We start from the raw sequence: 19,006 nt of genomic DNA, 5'->3' as shown, positions 1-19,006 counted from the left end.
AAACTTTGTCAAGGGGGGGAAAGTAGGGGGGAGTTGGGGTCAGGATGGGATTCCCCCACCGATAGAGGTCACACTCATGCCAGCAGATCCGTTCGCCGAACTACTCCGTCAGCTGCGCCGTAACGCGGACCGATCGCAGGATGAGCAGGCGGACGCGATCAACACGGCCTCGGGCCGGGCGACGGTGACCCGCCGCGAGGTCAGTCGGTACGAGAACGGTGAGAACGTCCCTACGAACCACACGCTTGGGCACATCGCAGTTGCCTGCGGCGTCCCGTTGGAGCCGCTCCTGCGGGAGGCGAAAGCCGCCCGGGTCAGGCGGAGGAAGAAGGACGACGCTGAAGGGGAGGACCTGGACGACGTGAAGCGCCGAACGCTGCTGGGGGGCGCCGTCGTCGGCGCAGCTGCCGCGGCCGAGCCTTGGGGCCGACTCGCCTACGCGCTCAGTAAGGGAGCCAGGATCGCCCCCGAGTCCGCATCCGTGCTCATCGATCACGCGGCTGGGTTGCATGTGGACGAGTTGAGTGAAAGCGCACGCAGTCTGCAGAACCGGGTCGAGTCACACCTGGACGCGATCACCGCGGCCCTTCCCCGTGCCGGCGCCCACGAGCGAGCGCTGACCATTGCGGCGGGGGAAACCGCAGCCCTTGCCGGATGGGTCGCCTGGGACCTGGGGGAACACGACAAGGCTGCTGCCTATTACCAGGTGACCTCGGAGTGCGCGAAGGAGGCCGGGCACCCGCCTCTGCGCGCCCTGGCGCTGGGCTACGCGAGCTATGGTGCCGCTACCCCGGGTAAGGCGCTGGAGATGCTGTCACAGGCGGCTCAGGATGTGCGTGGGCACGGCAACGCGACCGCAGCGGCGTGGGCATTGGGGCGGTATGCGGAGGAAGCGGCTCAGTCAGGGGACGATGCCGGTGCTCTCCGGGCCCTGGAGCAGGCGAGATTTGCGTATGACTTCGCGAACCACACCAGCGAGCAGGCGTGGGTTCGATTCTTGACGCCGTACCGGATGGACTCACTTGCGCTTTCGGTATATGGCGAACTCAAGCGCCAAGAGCTGACGGTCACAGCCGACTCCGCGGTCGAGCGCCTCGGTAAGGAACTGCCTGACTCTGGAGTGGTGGTCCTCGGGGACCTGGCGTCGGCGCTTCTGCGCGGCGGCGACGTAGACCGTGGGGTCTACGTCGCGCGCCAGTTCGCCGCAGCAGCGGAGTCAAAGCCGAACACCATGGGACGTCAACGAGCGCAGAGCATCGCCGCCTGGCTCCCCGACACGGAGCGCGACCTGGCCGGCCACTTGCTGGCGTTCGCGTCGTGAGCCATCGCGGCGCGCAGACTCGGTGACGGTGAGGTGCCCGGTAGCGTGCTCTACTGCGGGTGAGTCTCCTCGACCACCCAGGACAGGTACGCCTCCGACCCTCCGGTCACTGGCAGCGTGATCCACTGGGGGACGTCATACGGGTGCTTCTCGTGCAGCCACGCCTCCAGTGCCGGGAGACGGTCCGTCGTAGTCATGTACGAGATCCGCCACTCCTGCGCCGTCTCGACCTTCCCCTTCCACCAGTAGAAGGCAGTGATCGGCGCATCGATGTGAACGCCCGCTGCCAACTTGCTCTCGACCGCGCCCCGGGCCAGCGCCTTCGCCTGATCCTCGTCGTCACTGGTCGTCTGCGCGATCACAATCTCGTGGGCCATGCAACTACCTCTCCAGCTCGGGTACCGCGACCCTAATTCCTTCGCAAGGACTGCAGTGGTGCCGGGTGGCTTCACGGCAGTGTTCGAGTGGTGAGGTCCGTTACGCCTGCTGCGACCCTGGCCCGTGAGGCCTCTGGGTAGACCGTGTGGACGGCCGCGCCGCGGTGGTGACGGCTCGTGAGTGCTGGATGGATGCCTTGGGTGCCCCGGGCAGCCGATGTCTACACATAGAGCGGCGACGTCCGGTTTTCCCGTAGCCGTCACCACCGATCGCCTTGATCACTCGTTGGAGTGGTGGTGCGAGCCCGTCCCACGGTGACCTCTTGATACGCCCGAGCCGTCCGAGCTCCCGCATAGACCGAGGCCCGCGGGATGCGCTGGTGCCACGAACGGCTAGTGAGGTGGCGGCCCGGCCCTGGCGGCCGAGGCCTGGAATTAGGTCGCTGCGTGGCCCGCATGCGCTCGTGACCAGCGCAAACACATCCGTACCCCTGGGGAGGGAACATCTTGATCTACTGCGGAATCGACTGGGCGGAGAAGACGCACGACGTCGCCCTCGTCGACGACAGCGGCCAGCTCCTGGCCAAGCGGCACATCACCGACGACGCGGCCGGCTACAAGATCCTGCTGGACCTGCTCGCCGAGTACGGAGACACCGAAGAGAACCCGATCCCCGTCGCGATCGAGACCAGCCGCGGCCTGCTCGTCGCCGTGCTGCGGACCGGGAAGCGGCCGGTGTTCGCCATCAACCCGATGGCCGCCGCCCGATACCGCGACCGGCACGCCGTCTCCCGGAAGAAGTCCGACCCCGGCGACGCCCTCGTCCTGGCCAACATCCTCCGCACCGACATGCACGCCCACCGGCCCCTACCTGACGACAGCGACCTAGCCCGCGCCATCGCGGTCCGGGCCCGGGCCCAACAGGACGCCGCCTGGAATCGACAGCAGCTCGCCAACTAGCTCCGCTCCCTGCTGCGCGAGTACTACCCCGCCGCGTTAGCGGCTTGCGCCAAGTGGGACAACGGTCTGTGCCGCCCGGAAGCCCGCGAGCTCCTCAAGCTGGTCCCCACGCCGACCAGAGCCGCCCGCCTGACGCCCCCGCAGATCACCGCCGCACTCAAACGAGCCGGCCGTAAGCGCGGCATCGAGGCCGAAGCCGAGCGGCTCCGCGAGGCCTTCCGCCAGGACTGGGCCCACCAGCCGCCCCTGGCCGAGGACGCGCTGGGCAGGCAAATGCTCGCTCTCCTGGGCCAGCTCACGGCCGCCTGCACCGCCGCGGACGAACTCGCCCAGTCGGTGGAGGAAGTCTTCCCGCAGCATCCTGACGCGGAGATCATCCTCAGCTTTCCCGGCCTCGGCACCCAGCTCGGTGCCCGTGTGCTGGCCGAGATCGGAGACGATCGCACCCGGTTTGCCGACGCCCGTGGCCTGAAGGTCTACGCCGGCGCCTCACCCATCACCCGGGTCTCGGGGAAGAAGTCGAGCATCACCCGGCGCTGGGTGAAGAACGACCGTCTCAACCATGCGGGATATCTCTGGGCTTTCGCGTCCCTGACGGCCTCCATGGACTCTGCTGCGCAATTCCTGGGTCAGGCCGTGAGCCGGTAGGCGAGGCGTTCGAGGCGGCTGCTGCGGGTGTGATGCTGGTCGTGTCCGGTCCAGTAGGCATCGAGTCTGATCACGTTGAGCGCGGTGGCGGAGAAGGCGTGCTGGAGGCGGACTTTCGGCAGCCCGCGGTAGCGGGCCCGGCGGATGCCGGTGATGTCGAGGGCCTGGTTGATGGTGCCCTCGACGCCCGCTCGCAGGGCGTACTTGGTCTTCCAGGTCTCGGTCTTCTGCTCGGCGCGAGCTCGGGCGAGGGCCTCCTCTGGTTCCCGGGGGCGCAGGGTGAGCATGCGGCGGCCCTTCGCGGAGCTGGTGCACTGCTCCCGGAAGGGGCAGGAGCGGCAGGTGCGGACGCCGAAGGTGATGACGATCGCGTCCGTTCCGTGCTGTTTGACCGGGTTCCAGTGCGCGCTGCTCTGGCCGGCGGGGCAGCGGACCTGGCGGGCCTTCCAGTCGATGGTGAAGGCGCTCTTGTCGAAGCCGGTAGCGGCCTTGGCCTGGTGCGAGTGGTCCAGCAGGACCGGGGTGACCATACGGATGCCCTTGTCCAGCGCGGAGGCGATGAGATCGGCCGAGGGGTAGCCGGAGTCGAGGCAGTGCTCGGCGGGCCTGATGCCGTGCTCGGCCAGGCGCTGTTGGACCGCGGCGGTCGCTTTCACATCGGGCACGGTGGCATCGGTGGTGCACACGTCCGTGATCAGATTCGGTGCCGCCCGGACACCGGCTTCGGCTTCGGCTTCGGCTTCGGTGGGAGTGTCGCAGGTCTCGGTGAGGTGGACCTTGTAGCCCATCCAGAACAGATCCTCGCCCTTGGCCGCCCAGCGTGCGTTCGCGTCGTAGGGGGAGGCGAGGCGGCGATGACCGGGCGGGACACCCTCGTCGTCGGCGGCCCGCTTCTTGATCACCTCCCGTCCCCTGGTGTCGGTGCTCAGGCAGTAGGTCTGGACGAGGATCTGCCGCAGGATCTGTACGGACTCGATCTCACGGATCCATGGGGGTGTGCCGGGTGACCAGGCCGCCCGGCACAACGCCAGCGCGTCCTGGCCGAAGACCTGCGCGAGCCGGTCGCGTTTCGTCTGCGAGGCGGGCATGCGCCAGCCGTCCACCCGCGGCCCGTACCGGTGAGCGAACTCGGCGACATCGACCTGCCCGGCCAGCCACGACGGCGCCGCGACAGCCAGGGCCTCCAACGCCGCCCGCACACTCTCCCCGGCCAGCTCGAGGCGGTTCAAGTCCCGCACCGCACTGATCACATGGGTGGAATCGGTCCGCTGCTTGCCCCCGGCCGCGACCAGCCCCTCCTCCTGGCAGTACTCAAGGAGACGATCGAAGATCACCCGTTCCATGCCGTTGCCGACCAGCCGGGAACGGAACCTGCTCAGCACGCTGGCATCGAAGCCGGTGTCCGTCAGCTCCGCCCCGAGCGCGTACTTCCAGTCGATCGCCCGCACCACCATCGCCGCGGCCTGCCGATCGGTCAGATCCTCCGCGAACTGCAACACCGTGACCAGGCACAACACCCCCGGAGACAGACCCGGAGCCCCACGCACCCCGAACGCCGACGCGAACGGCTCGTCCGCGAAGACCTCCGCGAGCCGGTCTCGCACCCGCATCGCCAGGCTCCCCCGCGGGAACGCCGCCCGCGCCACCAGCACGGTCTGCTCCGGGACTTCCGGCAGCCCCTTCGGCCGCATCGACATCCACACCACCCCCACGGCCGCACGACAGGACAACGACCACACGAACGATCATCGCGCGCCCACCCTCACCCCCGCACGGAATTGCGCAGCAGAGTCTCCATGGGAGCCAAAGCCCACTACCGGCGCCGACGCGACGAGCACTCCGACTGGCACGCCGCCGCCCAGCGCAATCTCTTCAACCGGCTGCTCGGCCAGCTCTACCACTGCCTCAAAGCCCGCCAGCTGTTCGACGAACGCGTCGCCTTCCCCACAGCGTTGACCGTTGCGGCCTGACGGATCCGCTGGACAGCCGGTGAACGCCGAAGTCAGGCAACCCTGTGAGGCATGACCCCGAGAACGAGGCCGTCCAAACCTGCCGGAAGCCGCCCGAAAGTGGCCAGGCGAAAGGGCTGGACTGAATAGAGCTCCCCGAGTTCGTCGATTCCGAGAAGAGCATGGCCGTGGTCGAGCTCACCAACAGGGAAGACCATGACCCCTCTGGCCTCGTTCCAGGCTGCGAAGCGGTCCTCCTCACTGCACCAGAGGTTCATGGGGTCCAGGTCGAACGCCTCGTGAGCACGCGTGATCCCGGCACCCCGCGACCCGACCTGCAGACCACCGAACTCCGCCAAGAACGCTTCTGCGGCCGGGTGCATCACCAGCTCGGCCTCCGCGAAGCTCACACGCCAGAGGCTGGTGTCCACACGGCGCCCAGGAAACCAGCCTGCCGAACGCAGGGTTGCCTGGGTGACGGGGTCGAGATCGCTCATGCCCGCACATTCTTACGCTGCCAGGACACCCACGCAACAAACCCTTGACTCGAACACAGCACCAAGCGACTTGACTGCTTACCACCGTGAGGTGTCTACCCAGCCGTTCAGCGCACGCCGAAAGTCGGTTGCTACCGGTGAAGGTGGGTGGGACTCACCCACCGACCTGGATCAGTCAGACGGCAGCGCGTCATTCAGGGTGGCGCGTCGCTTCGACACCATGGTGAAGGTCCTCTCGTCGACGAGGTCGTGTAACGGCTTCATGATGCAGGTGCCGGCGTATGTCTCGCGCCTCAACGGGTCCGTGCCAGAAGGGCTCCACGCAGCTGTCGGCAGGCATTCGCCCACGGCAGACAAGAAAGAACTCCAAAGGACTGGAAACCTCCGCCGGGAGCATGTCAACGTACAACGTCCCGGAAAACACCAGGTCAGGCGGGTGCAGATTCTCCGGTGTGGCCGGGTTGCGATTGACAAGTGTTGCTGGCTCTGCGGATTGCGCCCGCTGGTCCATCCGATATCGCTGACCAGGGCGAGCTCTTCCGAACCGGACTGCTGAACCACCTGGCCTGCTGCCGACGAGGGCGTCCCCGAGCGCGAGAGCCGTCGCCAGGAAGCCAACGGGAGAACGAGGCCGGGGTGCATCATCTCGACGACGAGACGATCGAGTACGTCAGCCAGGGGCTGCGTCAGAGATCTCACGACTGATCAGGTGTTCGGCACAGATCCCCGACCGAACACCGGCCGCGTCGTCCTCACCGGCTCCGACCGCGCCTTCGCAGCCGGAGCCAGCTTCAAAGAGGTGCAGCCCCGGGGGTACCTGGACATGTGCATGAGCGCCTGGTTCTCCGCATGGGACCGATTGGCGCATGCCCGATCCCCCACCGTCGAAGCCGTGGCCGTCCGTGCCCTCGGCGGAGGCTGCGAACTTCGCCGTTCCCCGGCTTCGCCCGCGCCTACCGTAGCGGCGTCGTGCGCACTACAGCCGCCCACGACCAACGAGCGGGGCAGGCGGGGACGCGCATGAACGTGGGGCTAAATCCACCATAAGCCTGTGCGTGATCCATTCAATGAGGTACGAATGGCTTCAATCGCCGCGGCGAGCTGGCGGCCGTCGTCGGTGGGCGACTGTCCGGGGGAGGGAGCTGCCATGGGGCTTTCCGAGGGAGAGGGCACGCTGTTCGGTCCGGAAATCCTTTTAGGCATCGACGCGGTCTCGAAGGCTGACAGAGATCGGCTGGTCGATCGTTTGGAGGCGGTGCTGGAAGCCCGAGGCGGCCTCCTGCATGCCAATAGCGCTTTCAACTGCCTCTACTTTGGCTACGACTCGGATCGGCTTCGATACACGGCCGACGTCGATCCGGCCGACTTCGTACTGGTGGCCGTGGGCGGTCCTGCGCCTTCCCTGCCTCCGGGCGTGTTCGTGCGACTCACGCGTGGAACCCGTGAAGTGTGGGGCGAGGTGGCGGCGGCGTTCGGCAGTTGTGACGGAGCGGAACCGGACGGCTGGACTCCTGCAGCGCTCTCCGGTGCTCCTCCCGGGGCAGGGCTCGCCGAACAGTGCCTCGTCATCGACACCACGGTGTTCGGAGCGTTGAGTGCCGAGGAGGCAGTGGAGCAAGGGCGGTGGCAGCGCCCAGGTGGTGGGTTCGAGCGGGGTCAACTCACGGGATCTGCCGCGATATTCGCACCAGAGGTGCCGGTCCAGGACGCGATTGGTGCCTACGCTACGTTCTTGGGCGGGCCCGGACGGTCACTTTTGGACTCAGGCCCATTATGCGACTGGCTGGGCGGCAGGTCGGAGCCGGAGTCCGTCGCCCGAGCCGTGCGAGCAGCCGTGACCTGTGTGGCCGACATCATGGCCGACTCCCGGACACTCCGCTGCTGGAGCTTCTACAGTCGCTCGACGCGACGCTACGAAGAGTTCGCCTCGGGCGCCCTGGCCGCCGAGATACGCGCGGTCGTTGCCCGTCCGGCACCGGGTGGGGGCGCCCGCTATACGGCATTGTGGCCCTTGCTGAACGCTCTCGCCGGCGTAGACGACAGTGGCCAGGACGTATTGGCTGGCGTTCCCGGTGCGGCCCTTCTCACGGACGCCAATCTCGTGCTGGCCGAGACCGCCACTACGGACCAACCGCCTGCCTCGACCGACCTGCGCATCGACGATCAATGGCAGCAGGGCGGGATTTGGCGGGCGCAGTCCCACCCCCTGCCTGAGTTCCTTCAAGGACTCGATCCTCTGAACCCGGCTGGCCTCGGGTTCTCCAAGACGCACTCCCGCGGAACCAGGGACCGTGCACGAACCCCCAGCAATCCTGCACGCAGCTCCAGTCGCGTGGATGTGCAGCACCTTGACGACGAGCTGGTGGTGCTCACCATCGCATTGAGCAAGGACGATCTCTCCGCCGGTAGACTTGAGTTGACCAAACCGGTCAAGCAGCTGCTTCCAGCTGGTCCACTGGTCATTCGACTGCACCACGACGACGCCGAGGAACCGTCCGCGGAGGTCGAGCAACAGGTGACGCCCACGCCCTCCGGTGTTGCGGGCGTACGGTGGCCAGCAAGCATGTATCCAGGAATCCGTGTGACCGTGGCTGCAGCCCGGGCGGGCCGACGCCTGGTGGCAACCACGGTATGCCTGCCGGAACCGCTGACCGTACCCGACTTCGGGCCGGTGCGGTGGGAGTGCGACTGGGAATTGTTCAGCTTCCGCCCCGGCGCGGAACCCTGGCGAGACGCGCTTCACGGGTCCAGTGAAGAGTGGCCGGCGACCGTGGCCCGAAGCTCCTGGCGGCCTGCGGTGGCCTGTTTGGAGCAGCTCATCATTGCCTCACTGAAGCAGGACGGCGAACCTGGTCCAGCGGACAGCCGAGCGCTCGACGGCCGCCGCCTCACTGCCTCCCTCTTCGGTGCGGACATCCGATCCCCTGCCCTGCTGTGGACCGTCATCCATACCTGCGAGGACATGGCCGTTCTCGGCCTCCTCACTCGGGCTCCCTGCCCGCGGCACGGCCCGGACATCTTCACCTGGTGGCCAGATCCGTTCGAGGCATCGCGCATACTCGCGCCCGGTGTATGGGGCGGATCGGGCATGACGGAGGCATCCGTTCCCCGGCACTGGGTGCGTCCGAGGGAGAGGCGCCTTCCAACCGGCCACCAGGCGTCGCCACAGGCCAAGTCGGACTACGCACGCTGGCGCGTCGAGATCGAGGGAACAGAAGCCGACACCGAGCTCCCGGCCGGTACCACATTCGTGCATGGCCACCTTCGGGGTACGGGCGCCGGTAAGCCGTGGCACCGACACCTCCCGCAATGACATGAAAGCGATCCAGGATCGGATGACGAAAGCCAGGATGATGGCGAAGCCCCGCAACAAAGACGTGGAAGCTCCTGGCGCTCTCCGGGAGGAGGTTGCGGAGGGGCTGGATCGACTCGGCGATCCCTTGGGCGACGTGTTCGCGGTTCTCGACCAAGCCGAGCTGAACGACCTGCTCAACAGGGTGGGTAAGACCCAACGCACTCAATTGCTGCAGCGCTTACGGGTTCCGGCCATGGGTCGGCTGACTCCCATGATCTGCGGTCACGCCCTGGCACAGCTGCGCTCACAGCAGTCGGCGAAATACCGGCTGCTCGCTGCTCAGGTCCTGGGAGGTCCCCTGTACGAAGGGCTCTCCCACACCAAGGACGTGTGGGTGGCCGGCACAGGCGACGAAGCCCTGGTGGACAGCCTGGAGCAAGCTCCGCGGGCTGAGCTTCTCCTCACGGCGCTCGCGTTCTGGAATCGCGACCCTGGTCATGCGAGGGTGCTGGCCTGGGCAATGCGGCACCGGGCGTTGCCTTCGTGGCCGGCCGCGCAGGTAGCTGGCATCGCCGACGCGTGCGACCGGCTGGCAGCCGAGTGGGCGGACCTCCATTCCGGCGCCGTTCCTGGACAGCGGGGCGCGAGCCCCGCCGAGGACATCGGCCAGCGCCCGATGGAACAGCAGCTGCTGGCGCTGGATGACGCCAGGGACTGTGAGGCCGCCGCGGCGCACCTCGACGGTCTCTTCAACCGAGCGGCCGAATCCGCACGTCAAACAGCAGACCACCTCGAAGCGGGGAAGACTCCGGTTGCCGACTGCTGGCAGCCGATCGAGGAGCTGCTCGAAGGACTGGCGGCCATCCGGGCCGGGCTGAACGCCTCAGGCGCGGGCCCCGATCAGCAATTGCCCGCCGACCGGGACGGTCTGTGCGACCTTCTGAGGGAGCGCGCCCGTCTCCTTGACGACCGCCAGCGCTTACTCCTCGCCCTGGTCAGGTGCGAGAGGGCAGTGTCCGTCCAGGAACACCCGGGGTTGTCGCTCCTGAAGGAAGAATGCGCACGTCTTCGGCAGACCGACACCTGGGACACCAACGACACGCGTCAGGCGGAGCTGGTCGCCGAAGTGATCGCCTTGGCAGACGCGGTGGCCAGGGACGATGAGGCATTGATCGAGGAGTTGGACGCGCGGCTGAGGAGCACACTGCCTACCGAGGTCCGCCCGGTGGTTCTACTGGTGCTGAGGGGCAAGGTCGGCTTTCCCCCCTTTTCCGAAACCCCCCTAGCCCCGACGTCGACACCGACAGCAGAAGAAGATGAAGCCGAGCGCGTGAGCGCCTCAGCGGCACCTCCGCACGTGACCCCCGCTCTGTCCGCGGAACCCGACACGGCACTGCGCGCCCCCGCCGTACCGCCGCAACCCGAAACCGAACCGGCGCAAAGCGTCCCCGCGCCTCCTGCCCAGGACGCGTCCGGGGACCAGGCGGGCCTTGTCCCGCAACCTCAGGAAGATGGCCCCGACCTCGCCGGCGACCACGTTGAAGCAGTAGACCCGATGCCCGAGGCCCAGGGCGGTCAGCGACAGCATCCGACAGCAGACACACCACCGGAACCACAGCCGGAGGGCTTCGGGCAGAGCGACGGCCCTTCGCGCGACCCTGCCGCGCCCCTCGAGGGGGCTCCCGCGGGCCCGGGTCCTGCCGTGCGGTCTGATGACCTGGTCGCGCGTATCCTGCGGCAGGACGAGGCACCGCTGGCCTATCACTGTGCGTGTGCACTGGGTGCGTCGGATGCGACTGCCAGTTTGCGGCTGTTCGTCCTCGCTGACGCCATGAGAACCGCCACTGGGAGTTGCGCGGAATCCGTGAGGCTGGAGCTCGTGGCTCTGACGGGGGTGCCGCTGCCCGAACACCTGTCAGACCGGCTACTGCGGGCTGCCGCGCTCTTCCGCACCTGTCTGGTTTCGGCGGACCCTGCCGCTGGCGAGCTACTGCGCCCTCTAGCAGATTCGCTCTATGAGCTGCCAGCCTTGCGGGCCACGCTCGCTGTCGTTGCCGAGGCATGCGCCCGAGGGCAGTTGAGCGTGCACGTGGTCGGCAGGAGCGAGGAAGCAAGCGCCCAGCATCCGGATGCCGATGTCGATGTCAGTTCCGTGACAGAGCTTGCGAGCAAAAGCCTTGTCGAACCGCGCAGCCTGCACTTTCCTCGGGCGAACGAGATCATCAGGGAGTGGTGGAGCGAGATCGGACCGATCGGCTGCTTGTTGCACGCTGTCGCGCGGGACGACAGAGCCCGACTGGACGTGGTCAGGTCGGCACTGCTGGCCCTGCGGAAACCGGACGCACTGGAGCAGCAGCTCACCACCATCGACAACCAGAAACGGCACAAGAAGCCGCGACTGCAAGGCGCAGCACGCCGGCGCATCCTCCAATATGCACAAGAATCCCTCGACTACGTCCATCAATGGCTGACCGCGGTACAGAACCTCGACTCGTTCGAACCCCCGGCGCTCTTCGCCCACCTGGCCGAGCGCATTGCCCCACACGCCGCCGAAGTGGAGGCGGAACTCTCCGAGCTTCATTCGGCCTCCCAGCCGATGGTGGCCGCGGCTGCCGAGCGCTGCCGGACGGCGATGCGCACGAGTGTGACGCTTCTCCGCACCGGCCGGCTCCCCGGGGCGGAACCCACACCCATGCTCGCGCTCAACGCGGATCTGCTGCGCTGTAGCGATCTCGAATTCGACGCCGAGTTGATCCCCCGCCGCGAGGTGACATGCGAGCACGTGCAGCGGGCGCTGGAAACCGAGTGGGAAGCCGCGGCTCACGAACATGCCGCTGCCGAGAACTACGCGACGGCGCGGACCGCTCTGGACATGTTCGAGCTGCACGGTGGTCCCGCAGAACGCGTCGGAGAACTGCGGGAGGAGCACCACCGTTTGCGTGCGGCAACCCGGCAGGAAGTGGGTGCCGTGCACCGGGAGGTCCAGCTCAAGGCCGAGACCGCCGCGCGCCTCGGCCAGCTCCGCGAGCCGGGACGCTCCCTGATCACCGCGCGACTCGAAGCAGCCCGCGCCTCGTTCGGCGACGACAACCTGGGAACCATCCGTCGCGAGTGCGATCAGATCGTTTCCCGACTGGAGCAACTGTCCGAACACGCGAGGAACGAATTCCAGACCAAGGCCACCAAGCAACTGAACGAATGGAACGCCTCGGCCTCGTTGGCCGATGAGATTCGGGCCCTGATCCGCAGCGGCGATCTCGCCACCGCGGAGGAGTTCCTGATCGCGGCACGCGCGGGTGACGAACCACCTACCGTCGATCCCGTCACCGACTTCGACGCCTTCTACCCGGCAGTCTGCGAGGCACTGCCTGGCGGGGTCAGCCCCGAACTGATCAAGGACGCCGCCAACGGCGCGCACCATCGCGGGCTCGACTTCTCTGCGCTCACCCCCGCCCAGTGCTCGCAGGCGGCAGAAGCTCTCACCGCGTTCCTCCAGATGCACAGCCAGTGGAACTCTCCACGCTCGAAAGCCAGGCATCATCTGCGGCTTGCTTTGCGGCTGGCGGGGATCGAGTACGACAAAGAGGACGAGGCCGGCCTGACCAACCCTCCCAACCGGCGATGGTTCGACATCACCGACGTCAAGCTCGTGGGAGCCGCCCGCCTGCCCCAATTCGGTTCGGGCACCAATGGCCGGCTGAGGGTCATGACAACCAGGTCCATGCCTGATGCCCGCACCCTCATGGGCTGGATCGAGCAGGACGTCAGTCAACTGCCTGTGCTCGTGGCTGTTGCCGGGGCGATAAGCGTCGCGCAACGGCGGGCTTGGGCAAAGGAGTGCGTCTCCCGGCGCGACAAGCCGATCTTGATCCTCGACGCGTGCGCGCTGGCCTTCCTCGCATCCCGCGGAACGGGCCTGTTCGCCACGACCGAGCGGATTCTCGCCCCGTTCAGTGCGGTCAGCCCGTACTTCCCCGAGGCCAGCGACACCCTGCCGGAAGAGATGTTCTACGGTCGGACCGAGGAACTGTCTGCAGTGCTCAACGACCAGGGCTCGAGCATCCTTTACGGTGGCCGCCGACTCGGCAAGTCCGCCCTGCTCAAAGCGGCCGCCGCCCGGTACCGGAACACTCGGCACCACGAAAGCCTCTACATCCCGCTGCCGTCCGGCATGGGGCTCACTCCGGAGCAGCTCTGGGACCTCCTGACCACCAACCTGGAGCGATCAGGGATTGCGCAGCGCAGGAAGCACCGGGCCAGCACGGTGCACCAGGTGGAGAAGGACATCGACGTCTGGCTCAACGAGGACAAGGCCCGTCGGCTGCTCATCCTCTTCGACGAGTGCGACGAGTTCTTCGACGGCGATGCCCGAACGGGGTTCCAGCACACCACCGCCCTTCGGAACCTCATGAGTGCGAACAACCGCCGGTTCAAGCCGGTGTTCGCCGGGCTTCACCAGGTACAGAGGTTCGCCGCCCTGCCCAACCAGCCTCTTGCCGGGGCACACTTCGGCGAACCACTGGTGATCGGGCCCCTCAGCCCCAGCGCCGCCTACCGGCTGCTGCACGAGCCGATGCAGGCATTGGGCATCCGCTTCCAAAACGACAGGCTGATCCATCGGGCCCTGGCTTATTCGAACTACCACCCCAAGATCATCCAGCACATCGGTCTGGCGCTCGTCCACGAGACCCACAGCTGCCGAACAGCGGACGACGGCCCTCCATGGATCATCGACGATGACATGCTCGAGCGAGTCATCGGATCGGCCACGCTCGACAAGAGCATCCGGGACACCGTACGACTCACCCTTCACCTCGATCCCCGGTACAAGCTGATCGCCCTCGTCCTCGCCTTGCACGCCTACCGCAACGGAGTGGATCAGCCCGTCGCAGGCAGGGAACTCCGCACCGAATGCACCGACTGGTGGCCCCATGCTCTGTCGGCCACGACGCCAGACGAATACCGAGCCCTCCTCGAAGAAATGGTGGGGCTCGGCGTGCTGGCTGCCGACGAGACGGGCTGGCGACTTCGCTCATCCAACGTCCTGCGTCTGCTGGGCACCCCTGCCGGGATCGAAGAGGAGCTGTCCTCCCAGGAAAGTGAAACCGTCACAGCACTCTCCGCCACCCACGCGCGGAGACTTCTGACTGGCAACCGCATCAGCCCCCTGACAGAAGCCCAGATCGCCGAGTTGACCGCTCGACGAAATGGACTGCGCATCGTGATCGGCACCCCTGCCTCCGGACTGGACGACGTACTCACCGCTCTAACCAGTCAGCAGGAGCGGGTGAGCGGCAGGATCGCTCCGCTGATCACCCCCACGAAGCGGGGGGATTACCGCAAGCAGCTCCAAGCGGGGACCCCCGGTCGCAGTCACCGCATTATCGTCAGCGACATGCGAGAGTTCTCCCCCGCAGCCATGCGGACGGCCTTGAAACAGGCAGTGCTCGATCAGCCTCCCGAGGGTGTCAGCCGTTGCGTCATCGCCCTGATCGATCCCTCCAACCTCGGGCATCTACGAGAGCTCGGCCCGGAAGATGAAGAGCACATGGTGTTCCTGCGGTTGGCCACGACGGACGGCCTGCGGAGCTGGACAGCCGAGCAAGATCCGATGGCACCGTTCTCGGACCCCACACAGTGCGTGGCGCTGCTCAAGGCCACCGGCGGATGGGCCAGCCTCCTCAACCACACGCTTGGACTGGCGATCAGTGGTCAGTCCCCGCAGAAGGTCCTCGCGAAGCTCACTGCCGATCTGGAAGGGCCTGCGGGAGCCCAGCTCGTCGAGGACTCAGGACTCGGCGGGGCCCATCCCCTGCATCCGCTGATCCAGCAACTCAGCGAGTTCGACGAGCCCCTGCCGTTCGACGACCTCGTCGAACTCCTTGGACCCGAGCACCCACACATCGAATTCCATCTCGGCGTCTTGCGCAGAATGAACATGCTCGTGGACGTCGACCCGCGTGGACTGGCAGTCGAACCAGTCCTGGCCAAGGCCTGGCAGCAGCACGGCACACGATGAACTGTGAGGGCGGGCCCGAGGCTCGGGCCCGCCCTCACCAAAGGGAGCAGCCCCCGCTGCCCGGCGCTGTAGCCGTGGCTACAGGAAACCATGCACACCACGAGGGAGACTGAAGCCGATAGCGGCAAGTCACCCCCCAACGTGAGGGCAGAGGGTGACTGACGTTCGGTCTCGGCGGCCCCGCCCCTTTGAGGGCTGGTGGCTGTCGCGGTTCAGGCGATGTCGATGTCCGCGAGGATCTCCTCGGTGATGTCCTCGACGCTCGTCTGGATCGCTGTGACGGCCGCCTGGCAGATGAGCCGGGACAGCAACTTGAAGTAGCCTCCGGTGCGTTCGTACAGGACCCTCTCTGTCAAAGTAGATCGAGTCAGGCATACTGGATGATTCATTGAGTCGAGGGCGGAGAAGGAGTAGTGCCCGGGTGGCCAGCACGAATGACCACGGGACCCCTGATCCGCAGGTAGAAGCCCGTTCGACCGGTCCGCGCCGGTATACCGCGGAGTACAAGGCGAGGATCCTCGCGGAGTACGAGACGTTGGACAAGAAGGGCAAGGGCGCTCTGCTGCGGCGGGAGGGTCTGTACTCGTCGTTGATCACGACGTGGCGGCAGCAGCGGGACAAGGGCGCCCTGGACGGGCTCGCCGCGTCGGCCGGACGGCCGAAGGCGGACCCGAGGGACAAGGAGATCGCGAAGCTGAAGGCGGAGAAGGCCCGCCTGGAAGCCGACCTCGCGAAGGCCCGCACCGTCATCGAGGTCCAGGGAAAACTCTCCGCGCTGCTCGACCAGTTCGCCACGGACAGCGCCCCGAACAGGAACGGCGAGAAGAACCAGTGACCGGGGCCCAGTTCGCGGCCGTGGCGTTCAACACCGCCCGCAACCAGGCCCTTGAAGAGCTCACCGGGCTGGTCGGACGCGTCCAGGCATGCGCCGCGCTCGGCGTGAGCCGTGCCACCTACTACCGCCAACACCGCCGAAGCCCCGCCCCGGCCAAGCCGCAGCGGGAACGGCGCCGACACCCCCGCGCTCTCGCACCCGAGGAGGAGATACGGGTCCTCGATGTGCTCCATTCCCCGGAGTTCGCTGACATGGCGCCCGCCGAGATCTACGCGGTCCTCCTGGACCGGGGTGTCTACCTGTGCTCGCAGTCGACGATGTACCGGCTCCTGCGACGACATGGCGAGGTCCGTGAACGCCGCCGTCAGGCCGTCCACCCACCCCGGACCGTTCCCGAGCTGGTCGCCGAGGGCCCGAACCGGGTCTGGAGCTGGGACATCACGAAGCTGAAGGGGCCGGTCAAGGGCGTCTACTACTGCCTCTACACGATCATCGACATCTTCAGCCGCTACACGGTCGGCTGGTTGATCGCCGCCCACGAGAACAAGGACCTCGCCGAGCGGTTCCTGTCCGAGACGATCGCCAAGTACGGCATCGAACCCGGGCAGTTGACGATCCACTCGGACCGCGGGTCCCCGATGGTCGCGCAGAACGTCGCCCAGATGATGGCCGGTCTCGGCGTCACCAAGTCGCATTCGCGGCCGAAGACGTCGAACGACAAACCGTTGCCATCACACTGCGCTCCTTCGGGATTCTGCGGACAGAGCGGCCTGTTGGGCCGCGATGCGGTCGCTGAGCCTGATGCCCTGGGCGACCTCGGGTGCGGGGTGGTCGGGGCCGGGTGGGTGGAAGAGGTAGCAGTTCTTGTCGTTGTAGGCGATGCCGTGGATGAGGCCGGTGCGCCGCCAGATCTTGACGGTGGTTTCGCTGACGCCGATCGCGTCGGCGTACTCGGTGAAGCTGAGCAGGCCGCGTGCCCGCAGACGGTCGTAGCGGTGGGTGAGGTGGTAGACGTCGCGGATGTTGCGGACCAGCAGGGCGGTGAAGGGCTGGCCCTTGCCGCTGGCGTGACCACGCGCGTTGAGAATCGCGGCGATCTCGCGGTGGGTGTGGTCCTCCAGGAGCTGGTCGATCAGGTCGACGGTGGCCGCGGGGGTCTTCCAGACCTTCCCGCCGGCCAGCGGCATGGGGAGGTTCAGGGTGTGGTGCTGCCCGGCGGACAGCCGGATCTGCGCGGTGATCTGGTCGGTGCGAGTGAGGGTGACATCGGTGATCAGGAGGCGGGCGATGCGTTTGCGTTCCCGCATCGGGGTGTCGGCATCGGCCCACAGGCGGTGGACGTCGGCGGCCAGGGTGCCCAGCCGGTCGCGGACGGCTGCCTCGAGCGGGGCGGCCTCGCTCTTGGCGCGTTCGTAGGTGTCCTTGGCCTCGGTGACCTCGCGCAGGGCGCGGTTCCAGTCGGCTTCCAGGGCGTCGGCGACCAGGCGGTTGTCGGGGTCGACGGCGAGGTAGCGGCGCCGGGCGAGGTCGGCGTGGTGCTGGGCCCGTTTCACGTGGCTGGCCCTGAGCTGGTCGGCCTCGGCGGCGCGGGCGGTGAGCTGGTCGGTGACTTTCAGGGCGGCGTCGATGGCCAGCGGGGTGAGAGCGCCCAGGACGAGGCGGGCGACGGCGGCGTCCAGGGCCTTGCCGGGCAGGCGTTCGCAGATCCGGGCGCCGTCCTGGATGGCATGGGTCATGCACCGGTAGTCGGGCAGGAGTTCGCCGCGGTGCAAGCGGTAGCCGACCGTCATCCGCCGGCCGCACTTCCCGCAGATCACCAGCCCCTGCAGCAGCGCCGGCCCTTCCCGCGGCGGCCCGGCCTTGCTCCCCTCGCCCCGGCCGGTCGCGTTGGACAGGAGCAGTCGGCCGTTGTCCTCCCACTGCTCGAAGGAGGGGTAGCCCTCGTGGTGGTCCTCGATCAACGCGGTCCACTGCTCGCGCGGGACGTCGGACAGCGTGGTCTTCCCCTCCGGGGTGCGGCCGGAACGTTTCCGTCCGTAGACGAACGCGCCCGCATAGCAGGGGTTGTGCAGCATGTTCAGTACCCGCCAGTGCTTCAGCGGGCCCCAGACCAGCTCACCCTTGTGGGCGCCGGTGCGGATCCGGGCGGGGAAGGACAGCTGGTCGGCGGCGAAGGCGATGACGACCTGGCGGGCCGAGCCACTCGCCGCGAACAGGGTGAAGACCCGCTCGACAGCGCCGCGGACCGCGGCATCAGGGTCCTTGACGATCCGGTCCAGTGGATCATGGACATAGCCGATCGGCAGGCACTGCTTCAGCTCCCCGCGCCGGGCCTTGGACAGCTGACCGCCCCGAAGACGCGCCTTGAGCAGGTGCAACTCCGCTTCGGACATGGTGCCTTTGAGCCCAAGGACGAGACGGTCGTTGAACGAGCGGGGATCGTAGAGACCGTCCTCGTCCAGGATCAGCGTCCCGGTCATCGCGCAGATCTCCAGGAGCCGATGCCAGTCGGTGTTGTTCCGCGCGAGGCGGGACACCTCCAGGCCGAGCACGATCCCGGCCCGCCCGAGCGAGACCTCGGAGACCAGCAGCTGGAAGCCGTCCCGGCCCGCCGCGGAAGCCCCGGACTGTCCCTGATCGGTGTCGATCACGGTGATCTGGCCCTCGCCCCAACCCAGCGCGATGGCCCGGCCCCGCAGCGCGTACTGCCGCTGGGTGGACTCGGTGTTGTTGACGACCTGCTTCAGCGAGGACTGACGGACATAGAGATACGCCCCTCGCCGGAGTTGATCAGCGGTGACCTTCCCCGCTCCGGACGGCTGATCCTGCATGACGGACTCCCTTACGAGCGCAACACTCCCGGTGACGGTGACGGTGACGGTGACGGTGACGGTGACGGTGACGGGATCAGGGTGGCTGGAGGCGTCCCAGGACCAGCGAGGCCAGGGCGTCGACGAGTTCGGCTGCGACATCAGCGGTGACATCGCCCCCGGCCGCCGGGGCCGCAGGCCCCGGCGGCTTGTCACGGACGGCGACCAGAGCGAGGATCGCGCGATGACCTGCGACAGCGAAGATTGATCTATTGCCACCGAAGTTTGACTACCA

The 19,006-nt window shown here is 67.3% G+C and carries 11 protein-coding genes and 3 pseudogenes; 9 read left to right on the top strand and 5 right to left on the bottom strand.

Going from position 1 to position 19,006, the window contains the following annotated elements; translation table 11 throughout:
- Positions 1-76: 76 nt before the first annotated feature.
- On the top strand, positions 77-1,321 hold the full coding sequence (locus OG395_RS04815) for a helix-turn-helix domain-containing protein (protein WP_327241747.1): 1,245 nt from the start codon (positions 77-79) through the stop codon (positions 1,319-1,321).
- A gap of 50 nt (positions 1,322-1,371) precedes the next feature.
- Here OG395_RS04815 and cutA read toward each other — a convergent pair whose 3' ends face one another.
- Positions 1,372-1,698: a divalent-cation tolerance protein CutA gene (cutA, locus tag OG395_RS04810; protein WP_327241746.1), complete on the bottom strand. Its 327-nt coding sequence runs from the start codon at positions 1,696-1,698 to the stop codon at positions 1,372-1,374.
- A gap of 507 nt (positions 1,699-2,205) precedes the next feature.
- Between cutA and OG395_RS04805 the strand changes: the two are divergent.
- A pseudogene (locus OG395_RS04805) lies at positions 2,206-3,282 on the top strand (IS110 family transposase); the annotation flags it as partial.
- Between the two features lie 5 nt (positions 3,283-3,287).
- Here the strand turns inward: OG395_RS04805 and OG395_RS04800 are convergent.
- Entirely contained in the window at positions 3,288-5,003 is a 1,716-nt protein-coding gene (locus tag OG395_RS04800) for an IS1182 family transposase (protein WP_327241745.1), read from the bottom strand.
- 96 nt (positions 5,004-5,099) lie between these two features.
- On the opposite strand from OG395_RS04800, the pseudogene OG395_RS04795 reads away from it, so the two are divergent.
- Positions 5,100-5,276, top strand: a pseudogene (locus OG395_RS04795) (IS110 family transposase); the annotation flags it as partial.
- Positions 5,277-5,308: 32 nt separating this feature from the next.
- Here the strand turns inward: OG395_RS04795 and OG395_RS04790 are convergent.
- A complete protein-coding gene (locus tag OG395_RS04790; RefSeq protein ID WP_327241744.1) occupies positions 5,309-5,752 on the bottom strand; it encodes an SUKH-3 domain-containing protein in 444 nt (147 codons plus the stop codon).
- A 709-nt stretch (positions 5,753-6,461) separates the two neighbouring features.
- On the opposite strand from OG395_RS04790, the gene OG395_RS58080 reads away from it, so the two are divergent.
- The 3 genes from OG395_RS58080 to OG395_RS04775 all read left to right on the top strand — a co-directional run bounded on the left by OG395_RS58080 (position 6,462) and on the right by OG395_RS04775 (position 15,066).
- Positions 6,462-6,776 carry an enoyl-CoA hydratase-related protein gene (locus tag OG395_RS58080; RefSeq protein ID WP_442818513.1) on the top strand — a complete coding sequence of 105 codons (315 nt, stop codon included), beginning with the start codon at positions 6,462-6,464 and terminating at the stop codon, positions 6,774-6,776.
- Positions 6,777-6,899: 123 nt separating this feature from the next.
- Positions 6,900-9,065 (top strand): hypothetical protein, encoded by a 2,166-nt coding sequence (locus OG395_RS04780; protein ID WP_327241743.1) that lies wholly within the window; start codon positions 6,900-6,902, stop codon positions 9,063-9,065.
- 22 nt (positions 9,066-9,087) lie between these two features.
- The gene (locus OG395_RS04775; RefSeq protein WP_327241742.1) at positions 9,088-15,066 is read left to right on the top strand and encodes a hypothetical protein; all 5,979 of its coding nucleotides are present in this window, start codon (positions 9,088-9,090) and stop codon (positions 15,064-15,066) included.
- Between the two features lie 212 nt (positions 15,067-15,278).
- Here the strand turns inward: OG395_RS04775 and OG395_RS04770 are convergent, their stop codons facing one another.
- Positions 15,279-15,422, bottom strand: a complete 144-nt coding sequence (locus tag OG395_RS04770; protein WP_327241741.1) for a hypothetical protein — start codon at positions 15,420-15,422, stop codon at positions 15,279-15,281.
- A gap of 65 nt (positions 15,423-15,487) precedes the next feature.
- Here OG395_RS04770 and OG395_RS04765 point away from each other — a divergent pair, with 65 nt between their 5' ends.
- Together OG395_RS04765 and OG395_RS58075 are read left to right on the top strand one after the other, a co-directional pair.
- Positions 15,488-15,901 (top strand): transposase, encoded by a 414-nt coding sequence (locus OG395_RS04765; protein WP_266977831.1) that lies wholly within the window; start codon positions 15,488-15,490, stop codon positions 15,899-15,901.
- Between the two features lie 251 nt (positions 15,902-16,152).
- Positions 16,153-16,548 (top strand): annotated as a pseudogene (locus tag OG395_RS58075) (DDE-type integrase/transposase/recombinase); the annotation flags it as partial.
- Positions 16,549-16,632: 84 nt separating this feature from the next.
- Here the strand turns inward: OG395_RS58075 and OG395_RS04755 are convergent.
- Positions 16,633-18,732 carry a recombinase family protein gene (locus OG395_RS04755; RefSeq protein ID WP_327241740.1) on the bottom strand — a complete coding sequence of 700 codons (2,100 nt, stop codon included), beginning with the start codon at positions 18,730-18,732 and terminating at the stop codon, positions 16,633-16,635.
- Between OG395_RS04755 and OG395_RS04750 the strand changes: the two genes are divergently transcribed.
- Positions 18,731-18,979, top strand: coding sequence for a hypothetical protein (locus tag OG395_RS04750; RefSeq protein ID WP_327241739.1), 249 nt, complete (start codon positions 18,731-18,733; stop codon positions 18,977-18,979). The two genes, OG395_RS04755 and OG395_RS04750, sit on opposite strands and share 2 nt — an antisense overlap.
- The last annotated feature ends 27 nt before the right edge of the window (positions 18,980-19,006 follow it).

Source organism: Streptomyces sp. NBC_01320, assembly GCF_035974375.1.
Lineage (GTDB): Bacteria > Actinomycetota > Actinomycetes > Streptomycetales > Streptomycetaceae > Streptomyces > Streptomyces yanii.
Note: the sequence above shows the minus strand (reverse complement) of the source record. Positions and strands in the feature narration are given on the sequence as shown.